Source organism: Sphingomonas sp. DC5200-1 (assembly GCF_049897245.1).
In the GTDB taxonomy this organism is placed as follows: domain Bacteria; phylum Pseudomonadota; class Alphaproteobacteria; order Sphingomonadales; family Sphingomonadaceae; genus Sphingomonas; species Sphingomonas aquatilis.
This window is the reverse complement of the sequence record NZ_JAFCVW010000004.1, coordinates 336,258-351,958: the sequence shown is the minus strand read 5'-3', so window position 1 is coordinate 351,958 and position 15,701 is coordinate 336,258. Positions and strand designations below refer to the sequence as shown.

At 67.1% G+C, this 15,701-nt stretch carries 14 protein-coding genes; 7 read left to right on the top strand and 7 right to left on the bottom strand.

Annotation, left to right across the window (positions count from 1 at the left end):
• Window positions 1–346 precede the first annotated feature (346 nt).
• Window positions 347–1,630: a UDP-N-acetylglucosamine 1-carboxyvinyltransferase gene (gene murA, locus ACP7A3_RS10700; RefSeq protein WP_063686748.1), complete on the bottom strand. Its 1,284-nt coding sequence runs from the start codon at window positions 1,628–1,630 to the stop codon at window positions 347–349.
• Between the two features lie 133 nt (window positions 1,631–1,763).
• Here murA and ACP7A3_RS10695 point away from each other — a divergent pair, with 133 nt between their 5' ends.
• Window positions 1,764–2,495 carry a Crp/Fnr family transcriptional regulator gene (locus ACP7A3_RS10695; protein WP_017980325.1) on the top strand — a complete coding sequence of 244 codons (732 nt, stop codon included), beginning with the start codon at window positions 1,764–1,766 and terminating at the stop codon, window positions 2,493–2,495.
• Window positions 2,496–2,605: 110 nt separating this feature from the next.
• Here ACP7A3_RS10695 and clpS read toward each other — a convergent pair whose 3' ends face one another.
• The 3 genes from clpS to ACP7A3_RS10680 all read right to left on the bottom strand — a co-directional run bounded on the left by clpS (window position 2,606) and on the right by ACP7A3_RS10680 (window position 5,786).
• Window positions 2,606–2,947: an ATP-dependent Clp protease adapter ClpS gene (gene clpS / locus ACP7A3_RS10690; protein WP_017980326.1), complete on the bottom strand. Its 342-nt coding sequence runs from the start codon at window positions 2,945–2,947 to the stop codon at window positions 2,606–2,608.
• A gap of 159 nt (window positions 2,948–3,106) precedes the next feature.
• On the bottom strand, window positions 3,107–3,919 hold the full coding sequence (phaP, locus tag ACP7A3_RS10685) for a TIGR01841 family phasin (RefSeq protein WP_426255555.1): 813 nt from the start codon (window positions 3,917–3,919) through the stop codon (window positions 3,107–3,109).
• A gap of 94 nt (window positions 3,920–4,013) precedes the next feature.
• Window positions 4,014–5,786, bottom strand: a complete 1,773-nt coding sequence (locus ACP7A3_RS10680) for a PHA/PHB synthase family protein (RefSeq protein WP_426255554.1) — start codon at window positions 5,784–5,786, stop codon at window positions 4,014–4,016.
• A gap of 219 nt (window positions 5,787–6,005) precedes the next feature.
• On the opposite strand from ACP7A3_RS10680, the gene ACP7A3_RS10675 reads away from it, so the two are divergent.
• From ACP7A3_RS10675 to ACP7A3_RS10660, 4 genes are all read left to right on the top strand, one after another.
• On the top strand, window positions 6,006–7,250 hold the full coding sequence (locus tag ACP7A3_RS10675; protein ID WP_294210261.1) for an HD-GYP domain-containing protein: 1,245 nt from the start codon (window positions 6,006–6,008) through the stop codon (window positions 7,248–7,250).
• Window positions 7,250–8,428 carry a GGDEF domain-containing protein gene (locus tag ACP7A3_RS10670; protein WP_426255553.1) on the top strand — a complete coding sequence of 393 codons (1,179 nt, stop codon included), beginning with the start codon at window positions 7,250–7,252 and terminating at the stop codon, window positions 8,426–8,428. The genes ACP7A3_RS10675 and ACP7A3_RS10670 overlap by 1 nt, the downstream gene beginning before the upstream one ends.
• Window positions 8,429–8,495: 67 nt before the next feature.
• Window positions 8,496–9,719, top strand: a complete 1,224-nt coding sequence (locus tag ACP7A3_RS10665; RefSeq protein WP_017980331.1) for an LL-diaminopimelate aminotransferase — start codon at window positions 8,496–8,498, stop codon at window positions 9,717–9,719.
• A 16-nt stretch (window positions 9,720–9,735) separates the two neighbouring features.
• Window positions 9,736–10,512, top strand: coding sequence for a sulfite exporter TauE/SafE family protein (locus ACP7A3_RS10660; protein ID WP_294313653.1), 777 nt, complete (start codon window positions 9,736–9,738; stop codon window positions 10,510–10,512).
• A gap of 36 nt (window positions 10,513–10,548) precedes the next feature.
• Here ACP7A3_RS10660 and ACP7A3_RS10655 read toward each other — a convergent pair whose 3' ends face one another.
• Together ACP7A3_RS10655 and ACP7A3_RS10650 are read right to left on the bottom strand one after the other, a co-directional pair.
• Window positions 10,549–11,478, bottom strand: coding sequence for a GGDEF domain-containing protein (locus ACP7A3_RS10655; protein ID WP_426255552.1), 930 nt, complete (start codon window positions 11,476–11,478; stop codon window positions 10,549–10,551).
• Window positions 11,479–11,575: 97 nt separating this feature from the next.
• Window positions 11,576–12,085: a winged helix-turn-helix transcriptional regulator gene (locus ACP7A3_RS10650; RefSeq protein ID WP_017980334.1), complete on the bottom strand. Its 510-nt coding sequence runs from the start codon at window positions 12,083–12,085 to the stop codon at window positions 11,576–11,578.
• A gap of 145 nt (window positions 12,086–12,230) precedes the next feature.
• Between ACP7A3_RS10650 and ACP7A3_RS10645 the strand changes: the two genes are divergently transcribed.
• Window positions 12,231–12,554: a CC_3452 family protein gene (locus ACP7A3_RS10645; protein ID WP_426255551.1), complete on the top strand. Its 324-nt coding sequence runs from the start codon at window positions 12,231–12,233 to the stop codon at window positions 12,552–12,554.
• 122 nt (window positions 12,555–12,676) lie between these two features.
• Entirely contained in the window at window positions 12,677–14,779 is a 2,103-nt protein-coding gene (locus tag ACP7A3_RS10640) for a RelA/SpoT family protein (RefSeq protein ID WP_017980336.1), read from the top strand.
• 276 nt (window positions 14,780–15,055) lie between these two features.
• Here ACP7A3_RS10640 and ACP7A3_RS10635 read toward each other — a convergent pair whose 3' ends face one another.
• Window positions 15,056–15,691 (bottom strand): HAD family hydrolase, encoded by a 636-nt coding sequence (locus ACP7A3_RS10635; RefSeq protein WP_426255550.1) that lies wholly within the window; start codon window positions 15,689–15,691, stop codon window positions 15,056–15,058.
• Between the last annotated feature and the right edge of the window lie 10 nt (window positions 15,692–15,701).

Here is a 15,701-nt window from a genome sequence, read left to right as displayed (position 1 = left end):
TGGCAGCGCGCCAGCGTTGAAGGAGGGGGAGGATACGGCGCGCGTCGTATATGCCGAAGCCCCCTCCCGCTGTAGGACCGATCGACATTCGCCGTCGTGATGGATTTTTCGAAGAGCGGAAAGACCCGAAGAAAAGGGTTTTGCTCGCGCGGAGGCGCGGAGCACGCAGAGATGTCACGCGCGTGGCAGCGCTTCGCCTTGACCTCGACCGAGATAGACAGGCCGCTCGCGCGGCAAACGCGACACCTCTGCGTCCTCCGCGCCTCCGCGCGAACCGTCTTGTATTCACCTCGTCGTATCGTGGCGTGAATGAATGTCGATCGGTCCTAGCAAGTAAGGAACGACCTTACCCGTCGCTCGCCCGTTCGATATCCGCGCCGACCGCCGACAGCTTTTCCTCCAGCCGCTCATAGCCGCGGTCGAGGTGATAGACGCGCGCGACCGCGGTCTCGCCTTCCGCCGCGAGGCCGGCGAGGATCAGGCTCATCGACGCGCGCAGGTCGGTCGCCATCACCGGCGCGCCAACCAGCCGGTCGACGCCCTTCACCACCGCGGTACGGCCATGGACCTGGATGTCCGCGCCCATGCGCGCCAGTTCGGGCACGTGCATGTAGCGATTTTCGAAGATCGTCTCGGTCAGCACGCTGGCGCCGTCCGCCTTGCACAGCATCGCCATGAACTGCGCCTGCATGTCGGTCGCGAAGCCGGGGTACGGCGCGGTCGACAGCGTCACCGGGCCGAGCGGACCCGATGCCTCCACCTTCACGCCATCGCGCGTCTCGGTCACCGTCACGCCCGCCTCGCGCAGGCCGTCGATCGTCGCCTGCATGTCGCCGGCATTCGCGCCGACCAGCTCCAGGCTGCCGCCGGTGATCGCCGCGGCGCAGGCATAGCTGCCCGCCTCGATCCGGTCGGGCATGACGGCATAGGTCGCGCCGTGCAGCCGGTCGACGCCCTCGATCTCCAGCGTATCGGTGCCGATGCCGCCGATCCGCGCGCCCATCGCGACCAGGCAATTGCATAGGTCGACGATCTCGGGCTCGCGCGCCGCATTCTCGATCACGCTGGTGCCCTTCGCCAGCACCGCCGCCATCACGACATTCTCGGTCGCGCCGACCGACACGACGGGGAAGCGATAGCGCCCGCCCGACAAACGCCCGCCGGGCGCGGTCGCCTTGACGTAGCCTGCCGCCATCTCGAGTTCGGCGCCGATCGCCTCCAGTGCCTTCAGATGCAGGTCGATCGGGCGGTTGCCGATCGCGCAGCCGCCAGGCAGCGACACCCGCGCCTCGCCCGCGCGCGCCAGCACCGGGCCCAGCACCAGGATCGACGCGCGCATCTTGCGCACGATGTCATAGGGCGCCTCGGTCGAGGTCAGCTGCCCCGCCCGGATCGTCATCACCCGCCCGAAATCCTCGGGCCGCGTGCCCTGAATCGCGGTCGACGCGCCCAGCTGGTTGAGCAGGTGACCGAACCCGTCGACGTCGGCGAGCCGCGGCAGGTTGCGCAGCGTCAGCGGCTCGTCGGTCAGCAGCGCACACGGCATCAGCGTCAGCGCGGCATTCTTCGCGCCCGAAATCGGCAGGCGCCCCGACAGGCGGTTGCCGCCACGGATAAGGATACGGTCCATGGCATAGCGTCTAGCGCGCCGGTCGACGGGTGCAAGTTGCCAATGAACGCCGCGCGCTTGATCGACTTTAATGCACGCGTTTCTGTCCTTTCGCTAACCCCCGCCCCTCAGGGGTTCAGGGGGATGATACAGCGTGGGGAGTGGCCTCGCCGACCGGCTCGGCGAACTGACAGAGCTATCCGCCAGCGAACGGCGCGCGCTCGACGGACTCGAAACGCGCGAGCGGACGGTGCGACGCGGCGCGGTGCTGCTGCGCGAGCATGACCGCGCGACGGAGCTGTTCGTCATCCGCCACGGATCGCTGATGAGCTACATCATCCTGCCCGACGGCAGCCGCCAGATCCTGCGCTTCCTGTTCCCCGGCGACCTGATCGCCACGCCCGCGCTCGTCTACCGCAGCGCGCCCGAAACGCTGATGGCGCTGACCGAAAGCACCGTCGCCATCATCGATCGCGCGCAGATCGCCGCGCTGATCGTCGATCATCCGCGCATCGCCGGCCTGTTGCTCGTTCGCGACCAGATCGAACGCGTCGCGCTGACCGACCGGATGGCGAACTTGGGGCGCGGATCGGCCAAGGCGCGCATCTGCGCGCTGCTGATCGGCCTGCGCAACCGCCACCGGCGCCTGGATGCCAGCGTGCAGGACAGCTTTTCGCCCTGCCTGACGCAGGAACAGATCGGCGATGCGACCGGCCTCACCGCGGTTCACGTCAACCGCATGTTGCGCCAATTGGAGGACGAAGGCCTGCTGGCCCGCGACGGCGGCCGGATCACCTTCCTCAACGAACACGCGCTCGCCCGCACCGCGCATCATATCGACCGCACGCAGCATATCGATCTCGGCTGGCTGCCACCGGCCCGGTAAGGCGCGCCAGCGCTGCTGCGACATCCCAGCCTCCGCCGGGATGACGACAATGGCGAATATCGGTTGCGCGCAAACCGTCGTCGCGCCTTAGCGCGAGCGCAAACCCGCGATCATGCCTTCTCCAGCGTGCATTGCAGCGGGTGCTGGTTCTGCCGCGCGAAGTCGATGACCTGCCCGACCTTGGTCTCCGCCACCTCGTAGGAGAAGACCCCGCACACCCCGACGCCCTTCTGGTGGACGTGCAGCATCACCCGCGTCGCCTCTTCCATGTTCATGCGGAAGAAGCGTTGCAGGCACAGGACGACGAATTCCATCGGCGTGTAATCGTCGTTCAGCATCAGGACGCGATAGGGCGTCGGCTGCTTGGTGCGCGTGCGCGTCTTGGTGGCGAGGCCCGTGCCGGCGCCGCCGTCGTTGCCGTCATCCGTTCCGTCGTCGCGGCGTTCGGCCATGGTGATCGGTTCAACTATCATGTGGATCGCGAAAATATGGCATCGGGCATGCCCGGGGCAAGGGGGTCGCGCAAAAGTTGACGGCGCCCCGCCCGCCATCCAACGAAAAGGGGCGACCGCATCGCTGCGGCCGCCCCCTCTTCGGTCCATTGCGTCAGGTTACGCGACGACCTTCATCTTTTCCGCGGCCAGCGCGACGCGGTTCGACAGCGGCTGCGCCACTTCACCGGCCAGCTTCAGCATGGCTTCGGTGTTGCGCGAGGTCTGCTGCACCATCGCGTCGAACGCCGAACGGGCATAGTCCGACTGCAGCTTGAAGAAGTCGGTCGGCGACTTGACGCTGGTCATCGTCTTGGCGGCGGCGGTCGCCTCTTCGAACGACTTCTTGGCGAAGGCGGCGGCGTCCTGGCCGAGCGCTTCGAGACCGCGCACGGCGATCTTCGACGATTCGACCATCGCTTCGATATTGCCCTTGCCGAATTCGTTCGCGTCTTCGAACATCTTCTGGCTCTTTTCGACCGCACCCTTGGCGCGCTCGGTCGCGTCGGCGAACGCGGTCTGGGTCTTGGCGGTGATGGTTTCGATCGTTTCCATGATGACTTCCTTCGCTGCGTAGGGGGCGATCGGCGCGGTCGTTGCCGCAGCGATCGGGTCGGTGGTGGGGACGACGGGTGGTCGCGCGGCCGCGTTCGGTGCGACCGGCAGTTCGGGAGCAGGCTCGCGCGTCACCGGCGCCGCTTCGACAGCCACGTCGGGAACGACCGAAGCGGGCACGATCGACGCGAGCGGCGGAACGATGTCGGCGGCCGTCGGCGTCGTCGCGAGCGGCACGGCCGGCACGCTCTTCTTGGCGACCTTGGCCTTGGGCAGCGACGGCTTGACCGCCGCTTGCGGCGGCGTGGCGACGGGACGCTCCGGACGACGGGCGACCTTGGCAGGCTTTACCGGCGGCTTGGGGGCGGTATCGTCCACGGCTCCTACTCCAGCTATTATGCTGCAACGCACAAATAGGGAGCGGCGACGCTACGTCAAGCGCATTTTTGTGCGCTGCAACATGAGAACGTTCTCAGGCTTTGACATACTCGCCAGGCGCATCGCAAAGCGCCGCCAGCGCGCCGCCTCCGGGTTGCCGCGCGCCCTTTGCCGGCACTGTGTCGGGCGACAGGGTTCGCAGCCATGCAAGCCAGTCCGGCCACCAGCTGCCCTTCGTCTCGGTCGCACCCGCCACGAAGTCGGCGAGCGAGTCCGCAGCGGCGTCGTTCGTCCAATATTGGTATTTGCCCGCGGCCGGCGGATTGACCACGCCCGCGATATGGCCCGACCCCGCCAGCACGAAGCGCAGCGGCCCCTGGAACAGATGCGTGATCTTCCACACGCTCTCCGCCGGCGCGATATGGTCCTCGCGCCCCGCCTGCACATAGGCGGGCGTCGTCACGCGGGTGAGGTCCAGCGCCTCGCCCGCCACCGACATCGCGCCCGGCTGCACCAGCAGATTGTCGCGGTACAGATCGGTCAGGTACGACAAATGCCATTTCGCCGGCAGATTGGTCGTGTCGCCGTTCCAGTGGAGCAGGTCGAACGGCATGTAATCCGCGCCGAGCAGATAATTGTTGGTGACGTAATTCCAGATCAGGTCGCGCCCGCGCAGCAGGTTGAACGTCGCCGCCAGATAGCGCCCATCCAGGAACCCCTGCGGCGACAGCGTGCCGATCACCGCCAGCTGATCGTCGGTCACGAAATTCTGCAATTCGCCCGCCGCGGAGAAATCGACCTGCGCGGTGAAGAAGGTGGCGCTTGCCACCGTGTCCGATTGCCCACGCGCGGCGAGCAGTGCCAGCGTCGCCGCCAGCGTCGTGCCCGCGACACAATAACCGATCGTATGCACCGCCGGCACGTCGAGCAGCGCCCGGATCGTGTCGATCGCATCGACCTGCGCGGTGACGTAATCGTCCCAGATCACGTCTTTCATCGACGCGTCCGCCGACTTCCAGGACACCATGAAGACGGTGATGCCCTGCTCCACCGCCCAGCGGATGAAGCTTTTCTCGGGCGTCAGGTCGAGGATGTAATAGCGGTTGATCCATGGCGGAAAGATTACCAGCGGCGTTGCCAGCACGTCCGGCGTCGTCGGCGTATACTGGATCAGCTCGTACAGCGGCGTACGCTTCACCACCTTGCCCGGCGTCATCGCCAGGTTGCGCCCCACCTCGAACGCACCGTCGCTGGTGTGGGTCAGCTGCCCCTTGCCGATGTCGGCAAGCATGTGTTTCATGCCGTCGAGCAGGTTCTGGCCCTTGGTCTCGATCGTCCTGGCGACCACTTCCGGATTGGTCAGCGCGAAGTTCGACGGGCTCATCGCATCGACCAGCCCGCGCGCGGCGAAGCGCAGCTGCTCGCGCTGCTTGTCGGGCACGCCCTCCAGCGCCTCGACTCCGCGTAGCAGATGGTCGGCGATCAGATTGTAGCTGCGGCGGATCCAGTCGAACCACGGGTCCTCGCGCCATGCCGCCGCCTTGAAGCGCTTGTCGCGGGCATCGCCTTCCGATTCCGGCGGCGGCGGCGGCGCGGCGGCGGGATCGACGAAGCGCTGCCACAGCGCCAGATTGTCCGCCCAATAGTCCTGTACCTGCTGCGCCAGCCGGCTCTGGCCCTCGGCCGATACGGGGCCACCAGGCCCGGCGGCGCCCGCCGCGAACACGCTGATGCCCTGTTCCATCATCATCTGCTGCGCGCGGCCCATCACCCAGGTCCAATGCTGCAGATCGGCAAGGTCCGGCGCCGCTCCGGTGCCATAAGCGCTGCGCGGCGCGTCGGACGAATCGGTCTTGGGATCGGCCATGGCATCCTCTTCTTATCGCGGTGACCGTAGCGGCGGCGGCCGATGGTGGGAACCGCGATCGTCGTGCTGCCGTCCGTCGGTTTCGGTTCCGAGGCAAATCACTCAAACTGGCGCCCCGACCGCCAGAATGGGTCGGTTTACAACCAATCGTAAAGCACCGGGGCGCATTTGCGGGTTCATGAACAGCATTCACATCACCCCGCATAGAGAGACGCCGTCATGCTGATCCGCGTTGCCACGCGCGAGGTCCAGGTGGGCATGTATGTCGATGCCATGGAAGGGGCATGGATCGACAATCCGTTCTGGCGCCGCAGCTTCCTGATCAAGACCGAGGCCGAACTGGATCGGCTGCGCTCGTCGGCGATCCAGCATGTCACGATCGACACCACCAAGGGGCGCGGCGTCACCGTGATCCCCGAGGCCGAACGCCGTCGCCAGGTCGAAGCGCCCGCCGTGGTCGCGCCCTTGCCGGTCGAGCGGCGTAAACGGCGCAGCGGGCCGCAGCCCGACGACCTGACGCAGACGATCGACCGGTCGAAGGAACATGTCATCGCCATGTTCCAGGAAGCGCGCCTGGGCCGCGCGATCGATCTGGAAGCCGTGACCCCGGTGGTCGACGACATTTCGGTCGCGTTGCAGCGCGACCGGGCGGCGTTCGTCAAGGTCACGCGCCTCAAGATGAACAACGAATACACCTATCTGCACTCGATCGCGGTCTGTGCGCTGATGGTCGACCTCGCGCTCCATCTCGGCCTGCCCGAGGCCGAGGTGCGCGAGATCGGCGCCGCGGGGCTGCTGCACGATATCGGCAAGGTGGCGACCCCCACGACGATCCTCGACAAGGCGGGGCAGCTCGGTCAGGACGAATGGCTGGTGATGCGCCGCCACCCGTCGGACGGGCATGCGATGCTGCGTAAGGACGCCACCGCGTCCCGCATCGCGCTCGACGTCTGCCTGCACCACCACGAACGGCTCGACGGCAGCGGCTATCCCGAACGGCTGAAGGGCGACCAGATCAGCCTGCACGCGCGCATTGCCGCGATCTGCGACGTCTATGACGCGGTCACCTCGGTCCGCCCCTACAAGCGTCCCTGGTCGCCGCATGAGGCGCTGGCGCGGATGCTGGAATGGGAGGGGCATTTCGACCCCGACCTGCTCGACGCCTTCATCGTCAACCTCGGCATCCAGCCGCTGCACGCGCTGGTGCGGCTCAACTCCAACCGGCTCGGCATCGTGCTCGACGGCAGCGCCGACCCCTATGCGCCGCTGGTCCGCACCTTCTACCACGTGCCCGATTCACGCTTCCTGGGGATCGAGGACGTCGACACGACGCAGGATCCGGTGCTGCGGCGCGAGCGCGGCGACTATTGGTTCCCGGATCGCTGGCCCGCGCTGCTCGCCGACGTCCAGGCCGGCATCCAGCCGCATGACGCACCGCTGCTGCGCGCGGCGGGGGGTCGCTGATGCCGCACAGTAGCAATGCGGCGCGGCTGCCGCGCCTCGCCTCGTGGTGGAAGGGGCTCGACACGCCCCCCGCACGCGCATCCGCGCCGGCCGCTACCGCTCCCTCCGCCTCCGCGGCGCTGCCCCCGCGCAGCAACGCGCCAAGCGGCGCAGCCGGTGACCGCGACGGCGCGGTCGCGATGATGCGCCGCACCGCCAATCACGAGCTGATCGACCGGATCGTCGCCTTCCTCCACACGCACGATCTCGATCCCAGTCCCGACCATCTGCTGATCGCGCGCAGCTATGCGATCGGCGACGATCCCGCGCTGGCCGAGGCAATCGACACACGCGTCCGCACCGGCGAGCCCGTCTCGCCCGCCTTTCTCGACCGACTGCCGACGCAGGCGCTCGCCGAGCGCAACCATGCCGCGACGCTCGCCGATCTCGGCGACACGCTCCAGGCGGCGATGCTCGAAAATAGCCGTCTCCTCGGCCGGTCGAGCGATTCGGCGCGGGCCTATGAAGCGGCGCTGGGCGGCACGATGCAGGAAATGGCGGCCGATCCCGAGGCATCGCTCGGGCGGTTGGTGATGCTCACCACCGCCGCCGTCGATGCGACGCGCGATCTCGCGCACCAGCTCGACACGATGGAGCGTGAGACGACGCGGCTGCGCAGCCGGCTCAACGCCGCGCGCCGCACCGCCGAGCAGGATCATCTGACCCGCTTGCCCAACCGCCGCAGCTTCGATGCCCGGCTCGCCCGCGAGACCGGGGCGGAGCCGCGCTGCGTCGCCCTCTGCGACATCGACGATTTCAAGCGGATCAACGATATCCACGGCCATGAGGCGGGCGACCGCGTGCTGAAGGTCGTCGCGCGCCACCTCAAGACCGCGCTCGGTGACAAGGCGGTGGTGGCACGCCACGGCGGTGAGGAATTCGCCTGCCTGTTCCCCGGCATGGCGATCGACGGCGCGCGGCCCTTGCTCGAAGGTATGCGCGAGGGGCTGGAAATGCGCAGCTTCGTCAATTCGGAAACGGGCACGTCGATCGGCTGCATCACCGTCTCGATTGGCCTCGCGCCGCTGGAAAGCGATCCGCGCGCCGCGATGCGCGCCGCCGACGCCGCGCTCTACGCCGCCAAGCGCGCGGGCAAGAACCGCGTCATCGTCGCGCAACCGGGCGAACCCGACGGGTGACGCCCGATTGAAGTGGTGAAACCCGCGCCTGCGCGTTAGGGTCATGGCGTCCACGATCAGGTGAGCCATGTCCGACGACGAATTCTACCGCATCAAGCGCCTGCCGCCCTATGTCATTGCCGAAGTCAACGGCATGCGGGCCGCGGCGCGCGCGGCGGGCGAGGACATCATCGATCTCGGCATGGGCAACCCCGATCTGCCGCCGCCGCCGCACGTCCTCGACAAGCTGATCGAGGTGACGAAAAAGCCCGACGCGCACGGCTATTCGCAGTCCAAGGGTATCCCCGGCCTGCGCCGCGCACAGGCGAATTACTATGGCCGCCGCTTCGGTGTCGATCTCGATCCCGAGACCGAGGTCGTGGTGACGATGGGATCGAAGGAGGGGCTCGCCAGCCTCGCGACCGCAATCACCGCGCCCGGCGACGTCATCCTCGCGCCCAACCCGTCCTATCCGATCCACACCTTCGGTTTCATCATCGCCGGCGCGACGATCCGCGCGGTGCCGACGACACCCGACGAGGCCTATTTCGAAAGTCTCGAGCGCGCGATGGCCTTCACCGTGCCGCGCCCGTCGGTGCTGGTGGTCAATTATCCGTCCAACCCGACGGCCGAAGCGGTCGACCTTGCCTTCTACGAACGCCTCGTCGCCTGGGCGCGCGAGAACAAGGTCTGGATCATCAGCGACCTCGCCTATTCGGAGCTGTATTACGACGGCAATCCGACGCCTTCGATCCTGCAGGTGAAGGGCGCCAAGGACGTCGCGATCGAATTTACCTCGCTCAGCAAAACCTACAGCATGGCCGGCTGGCGCATCGGCTTCGCGGTCGGCAACGCCAAGCTGATCGCGGCGATGACACGCGTGAAGTCGTACCTCGACTATGGCGCCTTCACGCCCATCCAGGCCGCCGCCTGCGCCGCGCTCAACGGCCCGCAGGACATCGTCGAGAAGAACCGCCAACTCTACCACAAGCGCCGCGACGTGCTGGTCGAAAGCTTCGGCCGCGCCGGCTGGGACATTCCGTCCCCTCGCGCCAGCATGTTCGCCTGGGCGCCGCTGCCGCCCGCAGTCGCGCACTTAGGCAGCCTTGAGTTCTCCAAACAATTGCTGACTCACGCCCATGTCGCGGTTGCGCCAGGGGTGGGCTACGGCGAAAATGGAGAAGGCTTCGTGCGCATTGCCCTGGTCGAAAACGAACAGCGACTGCGCCAGGCGGCGCGCAACGTGAAGCGCTACCTGCAATCCATGGGGGTCAACACCCCCAGCCAATCCGCAGGCCAGAAAACCGGTTGAGCGGCGACCGCCGCGCATGACCATCGAACCGCTCTATTCGCTCGCCGGCGTGCTCGTCGGCGTCCTCGTCGGCCTGACCGGGGTGGGTGGCGGATCGCTGATGACGCCGATCCTGGTGCTCGCCTTCGGTTTCCATCCCGCGACCGCGGTCGGCACCGACCTGCTCTATGCCGCGGCGACCAAGACGGTGGGCACCACCGTCCACGGCTGGCGCGGCACGCTCGACTGGAGCATCGTGCGCCGGCTGGCGTTGGGCAGCGTGCCCACGACGATCGTCACGCTGCTGCTGCTGGGCCAGGCGAGCGAGCATTCGTCCGCGACGCAGCATCTGCTCGCCACGCTGCTCGGCGTCGTGCTGGTCGTGTCCGCCGTCGCGACGCTGCTGCGCCACCGCATCGTCGCCGCCCTCACCCCCCGGCTGGGGGAGACCGACGGGCGCGAACCGGTGGCGCTCACCGTGCTGCTCGGCGCGATCCTCGGCGTGCTGGTGTCGCTGACCTCGGTCGGTGCGGGCGCGCTCGGCATGACCGCGCTGCTCGTCCTCTACCCGCGCCATCCGCTCAAAAGCCTCGTCGGCGCCGACATCGCGCATGCCGTGCCGCTGACGCTGCTGGCGGGCACGGGCCATTGGCTGCTCGGTTCGGTCGATCTCGGCCTGCTCGGATCGCTGCTGATCGGATCGATCCCGGGTATCGTCGTCGGCAGCCTGCTGGCGGGCGTGATGCGCGAGGCGGCGCTTCGTCCGGTGCTGGCGACCGTCCTCGCCATCGTCGGGGTCAAGCTGCTGCTGTAAGCCGCGGCGCCCATCGCACGGCGGGGCCCTGTGCGATCACACCGCGACGCGATTCCCTCCGGCGGCGACCGCGCCGGCCAGCGTCTCCCGCGCCCGGCCGAGCATCGCGGGGAAATCGTCGCCCTGATCCATCACCACCGCCCCCGATGCGGTCACCGTCCCGATCCATTCGCCGGTTTCCGCCAGCTTGAACTTGCGCGATTCGAGCAGTGACAGCACGTCCTCGGCCTGGCTGCGCACCGCGGTGATCGTCCGGTCGGGCACGACGACGATGAACTCATTGCCGGCCCAGCGGATCACTTCCTGCTCGGGGAATTGCTTCTGGATCTTGGCGGCAAAGCCGTTGAGCACATTGTCGCCCACGCTCGTGCCGAATTCGCGATTGATCTCGACCAGTCCGTCGATGCTGAGCATCACGATCACATGACGCTGGTCGTGCTTGTCGATCTGATCGAGGACGTGGCCGGCAAAGGCGGGCTTGAGTGCGCTGGTCAGCGGATCGTGTTCGGGATCGATCGCACGCCGCACGTCGGCGACCATCGCCTTCTTCAGCGTTTCGAACTGCTGCCGCAGCATGGCCAGCTCGGTCTCGGCCGCGGCCAGACGCTGAACCGTCTCGTCGCCCAACGGCAACGCCCCCTGCGCCTCCCGCACCAGGTCGCCGACGTTCGCCCCCGCCGTCCGCGTGACGGCGCGCGCTTCGTCCGCCAGCGATCCCAGCCGCTCGGCATGGTCCGCGATCCCCGTCGGAACCGGCAACGGGACGTACCGGGCGATCATCCGCGCGGCATCGGTCGCGGTCAAACGAAAGCCATCGCCGATCAGCCCGGCGATCTCGCGCGACAAAGCGGCATTGCCACCGGTGACATGGATCAGCGCGAGGCCGTAATGTGGGACGGTCGGCTCCAACCGCTGATGTTCGAGGAAGGCAAGCGCGTCGCGCGCGCGTTCAAACATCACCTGCATAGGGCGCCGTTGTGACGCGGATCGCAAAAACTATCAATGAAGTTGAATGGGTTAACAGCATTAGTACCATGCTGTAGGGTAGTATTGTCGGCGCCGCTTACGTCGGGTCGTCGACATCCTCCGGCAGCGCCCAGATCAGGTCGCCCTTGCCCAATATGCGTCCGTCATGCGCCTGCACCGCCACCGGCGCGATCGGGCGACGGTCGCGCGCATCGACCAGGATCGGAAAGGCCGGCGCGCACAATTCCCAGCGCTCGCCCCATTGCCGCAGCGCGATCATCGTCGGTAGCAGCGCGTGGCCCTTTTCGGTCAGCGTATAGCGGATCTTGCGCCGGTCGGCGGGCATTGCCTCGCGCTGCAGAATGCCATGGTCGACCAGCCGCCCCAGCCGGTTCGCCAGGATATTGCGGGCGATGCCCAGCTCGGCCTGGAATTCCTCGAAATGGTGCAGGCCATTGAACGCCGCGCGCAGGATCAGGAACGCCCAGCGCTCGCCCATCGCCTCCAGCGCCGCGGGCAGGCTGCATTCCCGCAACGTTTCGCGCAGAGTCTCCCGGATCGGCGCGGTACACGCGGAATCGGGCCCATCGGCCGGTGTCGGCATCATGATCCTCGTCTGATCGTCGGCAGCATATCGCACAAACCGGCCGACAAGACAGCCTTTATACGTTTTCCGTTGCAACCTGAAACCGAAATCGGTAGCGGGCGCGCATCGTCATCACCTGCGAATCGGTTCGGGAGGACCCCTCGTCATGAAGCTGCTGTCCACGCTCGCCCCCACGCTGGCGCTCGCCATCTCCACGCTGTTCGGTGCGACCGCCGCCGGCGCCGCCGCCACGGACACCTATGTCGCCGTCCCCACGGCACCCTCCGCCAAGGCGAGCTTCATCACCCGCTCGACCGTATGGCGCGCCCGCGAAGGCGGCTTCGTCGCCGGCCAGGCGCCCGAGCGTCCCGCCGTGCTGTGCGAACTGGTCGCACGCGAAGTCGGCACGCTGTCCAGCTTCACCGTCGGGGGCACCGCCTATGACGCTGACCAGCTGGCCAAGTGCAACGCCAAGGCCAAGAAGGCGTAAGGTGTTGCGAGGACGTGTCGATCCGCGCGTCCTCGACCCATCGTTGATGTATCCCGCAAAATCGCCTGCCGCTCTGCAACATTGTGTTGCAAAGCGGCATGCCCCTCGCCCATGTGTAGGCCGTGCTACGGCAATATGAACTGGTCGATCGGGTCCTCGATTACGACCCCGACGCGGATGAAGCGCTGCTCAACCGCGCCTATGTCTTCTCGATGCAGGCGCATGGCTCCCAGAAGCGCGCCAGCGGCGACCCCTATTTCAGCCACCCGATCGAGGTGGCGGGCATCCTCACCGACCTGAGGCTCGACGACGAGACGATCGCCACCGCGATTCTCCACGATACGATCGAGGATACGGTCGCCACGCCCGAAGAGATCACGCGCCTGTTCGGCGGCAACGTCGCGCGACTGGTCGATGGCGTCACCAAGTTGTCGAAGATCGAGGCGCAGACCGAGAACGAGCGCGCCGCCGAAAACCTGCGCAAGTTCCTGCTCGCCATGTCGGACGACATCCGCGTCCTGCTGGTCAAGCTCGCCGACCGCCTGCACAACATGCGCACGCTCCATCACATCCCCAAGCCCGAAAAGCGGCGGCGGATCGCGAAGGAGACGATGGATATCTACGCCCCGCTCGCCGAGCGGATCGGCATGTACGAGTTCATGAAGGAGATGCAGACGCTCGCCTTCGCGCAGCTCGAACCCGAAGCGTATGAATCGATCACCAAGCGGCTGGACCTGCTCAAGACCGGCGGCGGCGACCGCATCGCCAAGATCGGATCGGGCCTGAAGCTGCTGTTGGGGCGCGCCGGCGTCGATGCCGAGGTGACGGGGCGCGAGAAGCATCCCTATTCGATCTGGCGCAAGATGAGCGAGCGCCACATCAGCTTCGAGCAACTCTCGGACATCATGGCGTTCCGCGCGATCGTGCCGACGGTCGAAGATTGCTACACCGCGCTCGGCATCATCCACCGCCGCTGGCCGATGGTGCCGGGGCGGTTCAAGGATTATATCTCGACGCCCAAGCGCAACGGCTATCGCTCGCTGCACACGTCCGTGATCCACGCCGACAATGCGCGTATCGAGATCCAGATCCGGACGCCGGAGATGCATGCGGAGGCCGAATTCGGCCTCGCTGCGCATTGGGCGTACAAGGAAAAGAAGGTCCGCGCCGACAGCCAGCACAGCTGGATCGCCGACCTCGTCGAAATCCTGGAAACCGCGGGCAGCCCCGAAGAGCTGCTCGAACATACGCGCATGGCGATGTACCAGGATCGCATCTTCGCCTTCACGCCGAAGGGTGAGCTGATCCAGCTGCCCAAGGGCGCGACGCCGATCGACTTCGCCTATGCCGTCCACACCGATCTCGGCGACCAGGCAGTGGGCGCCAAGATCAACGGCCGCGTCGTGCCTTTATCGACCGTCATCGAGAATGGCGACCAGGTGCAGGTGCTCCGCTCGAAGGGGCAGGTGCCGCAGCCCGGCTGGCTCAACTTCGCGATCACCGGCAAGGCGCTGGCCGCGATCCGCCGGCATTTGCGCCAGACCGAACGCGCCGAGCTGATCGCGCTCGGCCGCAAGCTCTACGACGATATCGTCCGCCGCCTGCCCGCGCCGCTCGGCCCCGATGCGCTCACCCATGCGCTGTCGCGGCTGAAGATGGGTGACGAGGCGACGCTGATGGCGGGGATCGCGCGGCGCACGCTGTCCGACGCGACGGTGATGGAGGCGCTGATGCCCGGCTCGGCCGGCGCCGACCTCGCGCTGATCGCGCCGCAATCGACCGCCATCTCGATCAAGGGGCTGACCCCCGGCGTCGCCTTCGACCTCGCCGAATGCTGCCACCCGGTGCCCGGCGACCGCATCGTCGGCCTGCGCCGCCCTGATGCGGGGATCGAGGTACACGCGATCGACTGCCGCGTCCTCGCCGAACTCGCCGAACGCGGCGCCGACGAAACCGACTGGGTCGATGTCGACTGGGGCGACCAGAGCGAAGGCGCGGTCGCGCGCATCTCGGTGCAGGTGAAGAACGAACCCGGCGCGCTCGGCATCGTCTCGACCATCATCGGCGCGCACCGCGCGAACATCATCGCGCTGCGCCTCGATACGCGCGACACGATCTTCCACACCAACGTCATCGACGTCGAAGTCCACGACATCCACCAGCTGATGCGCCTGATCGCCGCCCTGCGCGCGGCGGATGCGGTAAACGCGGTGGAGCGGGTGTAGGGGAACTACCGCCCCCAGCCCCCTACACCCGTCATTCCCGCGAAGGCGGGAATCCATAACCGCTAACGCTCGCGCCTCATGCCTAGAGGGTAGCGTGTCTGGATTCCCGCCTGCGCGGGAATGACGGAACGAGGGGAAGGCACACCCCACCCAACCTCCGTCATCCCGGCGCACGCCGGGATCCATGGACGCGCAACGCTTATGGCGTCCACCCCATCAGCAACACCGAAACCATGGATCCCGGCCTTCGCCGGGATGACGAACGAGCGGCTGGGCTTACAGCAACCCCAACGCCTGCAGTCCCCGCCGCAGCTTCGGCTCACCCTCGAAATGCAGCGCAATCAGCCCGACGCTCTTCGCGCCCGCGACGTTCGCCGCATTGTCGTCGATGAACACCGTGCGGCCCGCCTCCAGCCCGAACCGCGCCAGCGCCAGCCGGTAGATCGCCGGATCCGGCTTCACCATCTTCTCCGCGCCCGACACCACGATGTCGCGGAAGCGATCGAACATCGCCGATTCGCGCGCACGGAACGGCGGCCAGAATTCGTGGCTGAAGTTGGTGATGCCGAACAGCGGCACGCCCGCCGCCTCCAGTTCGTCGACCAGTGCGGGCATGCCCGGCATCGGATCGCCGATGCTCTCCAGGAACCGCGGCCCCCAGGCGGCGATCAGATCGGCATGCTGCGGATACAACGCGGAAAGCTCCGCCGAGGTCTCGGCGAAGTCGCGCCCAGCGTCATGCTGGAAATGCCATTCGTGCGTGACGACGTCGCGCAGGAACGCATCGAGCGCCCGATCGTCGTCGATCAGGCGCCGGTAGAGGATCCGGGGATCCCAGTCGTACAAGACCCGGCCGATATCGAAGATGACCGCCGTCGGCGTGACGGCAGCCTCGACATCGGCTGGAGCCAAGCCCAAGTGG

What these genes read in the sequence shown, in the direction of transcription:
- murA (WP_063686748.1), bottom strand. Translation starts at nt 1,630, where the DNA reads ATGGACCGTATCCTTATCCGTGGCGGCAACCGCCTGTCGGGGCGCCTG.
- clpS (WP_017980326.1), bottom strand. Translation starts at nt 2,947, where the DNA reads ATGGCCGAACGCCGCGACGACGGAACGGATGACGGCAACGACGGCGGC.
- ACP7A3_RS10680 (WP_426255554.1), bottom strand. Translation starts at nt 5,786, where the DNA reads ATGGCCGATCCCAAGACCGATTCGTCCGACGCGCCGCGCAGCGCTTAT.
- ACP7A3_RS10675 (WP_294210261.1), top strand. Translation starts at nt 6,006, where the DNA reads ATGCTGATCCGCGTTGCCACGCGCGAGGTCCAGGTGGGCATGTATGTC.
- ACP7A3_RS10670 (WP_426255553.1), top strand. Translation starts at nt 7,250, where the DNA reads ATGCCGCACAGTAGCAATGCGGCGCGGCTGCCGCGCCTCGCCTCGTGG.
- ACP7A3_RS10665 (WP_017980331.1), top strand. Translation starts at nt 8,496, where the DNA reads ATGTCCGACGACGAATTCTACCGCATCAAGCGCCTGCCGCCCTATGTC.
- ACP7A3_RS10660 (WP_294313653.1), top strand. Translation starts at nt 9,736, where the DNA reads ATGACCATCGAACCGCTCTATTCGCTCGCCGGCGTGCTCGTCGGCGTC.
- ACP7A3_RS10655 (WP_426255552.1), bottom strand. Translation starts at nt 11,478, where the DNA reads ATGCAGGTGATGTTTGAACGCGCGCGCGACGCGCTTGCCTTCCTCGAA.
- ACP7A3_RS10650 (WP_017980334.1), bottom strand. Translation starts at nt 12,085, where the DNA reads ATGATGCCGACACCGGCCGATGGGCCCGATTCCGCGTGTACCGCGCCG.
- ACP7A3_RS10645 (WP_426255551.1), top strand. Translation starts at nt 12,231, where the DNA reads ATGAAGCTGCTGTCCACGCTCGCCCCCACGCTGGCGCTCGCCATCTCC.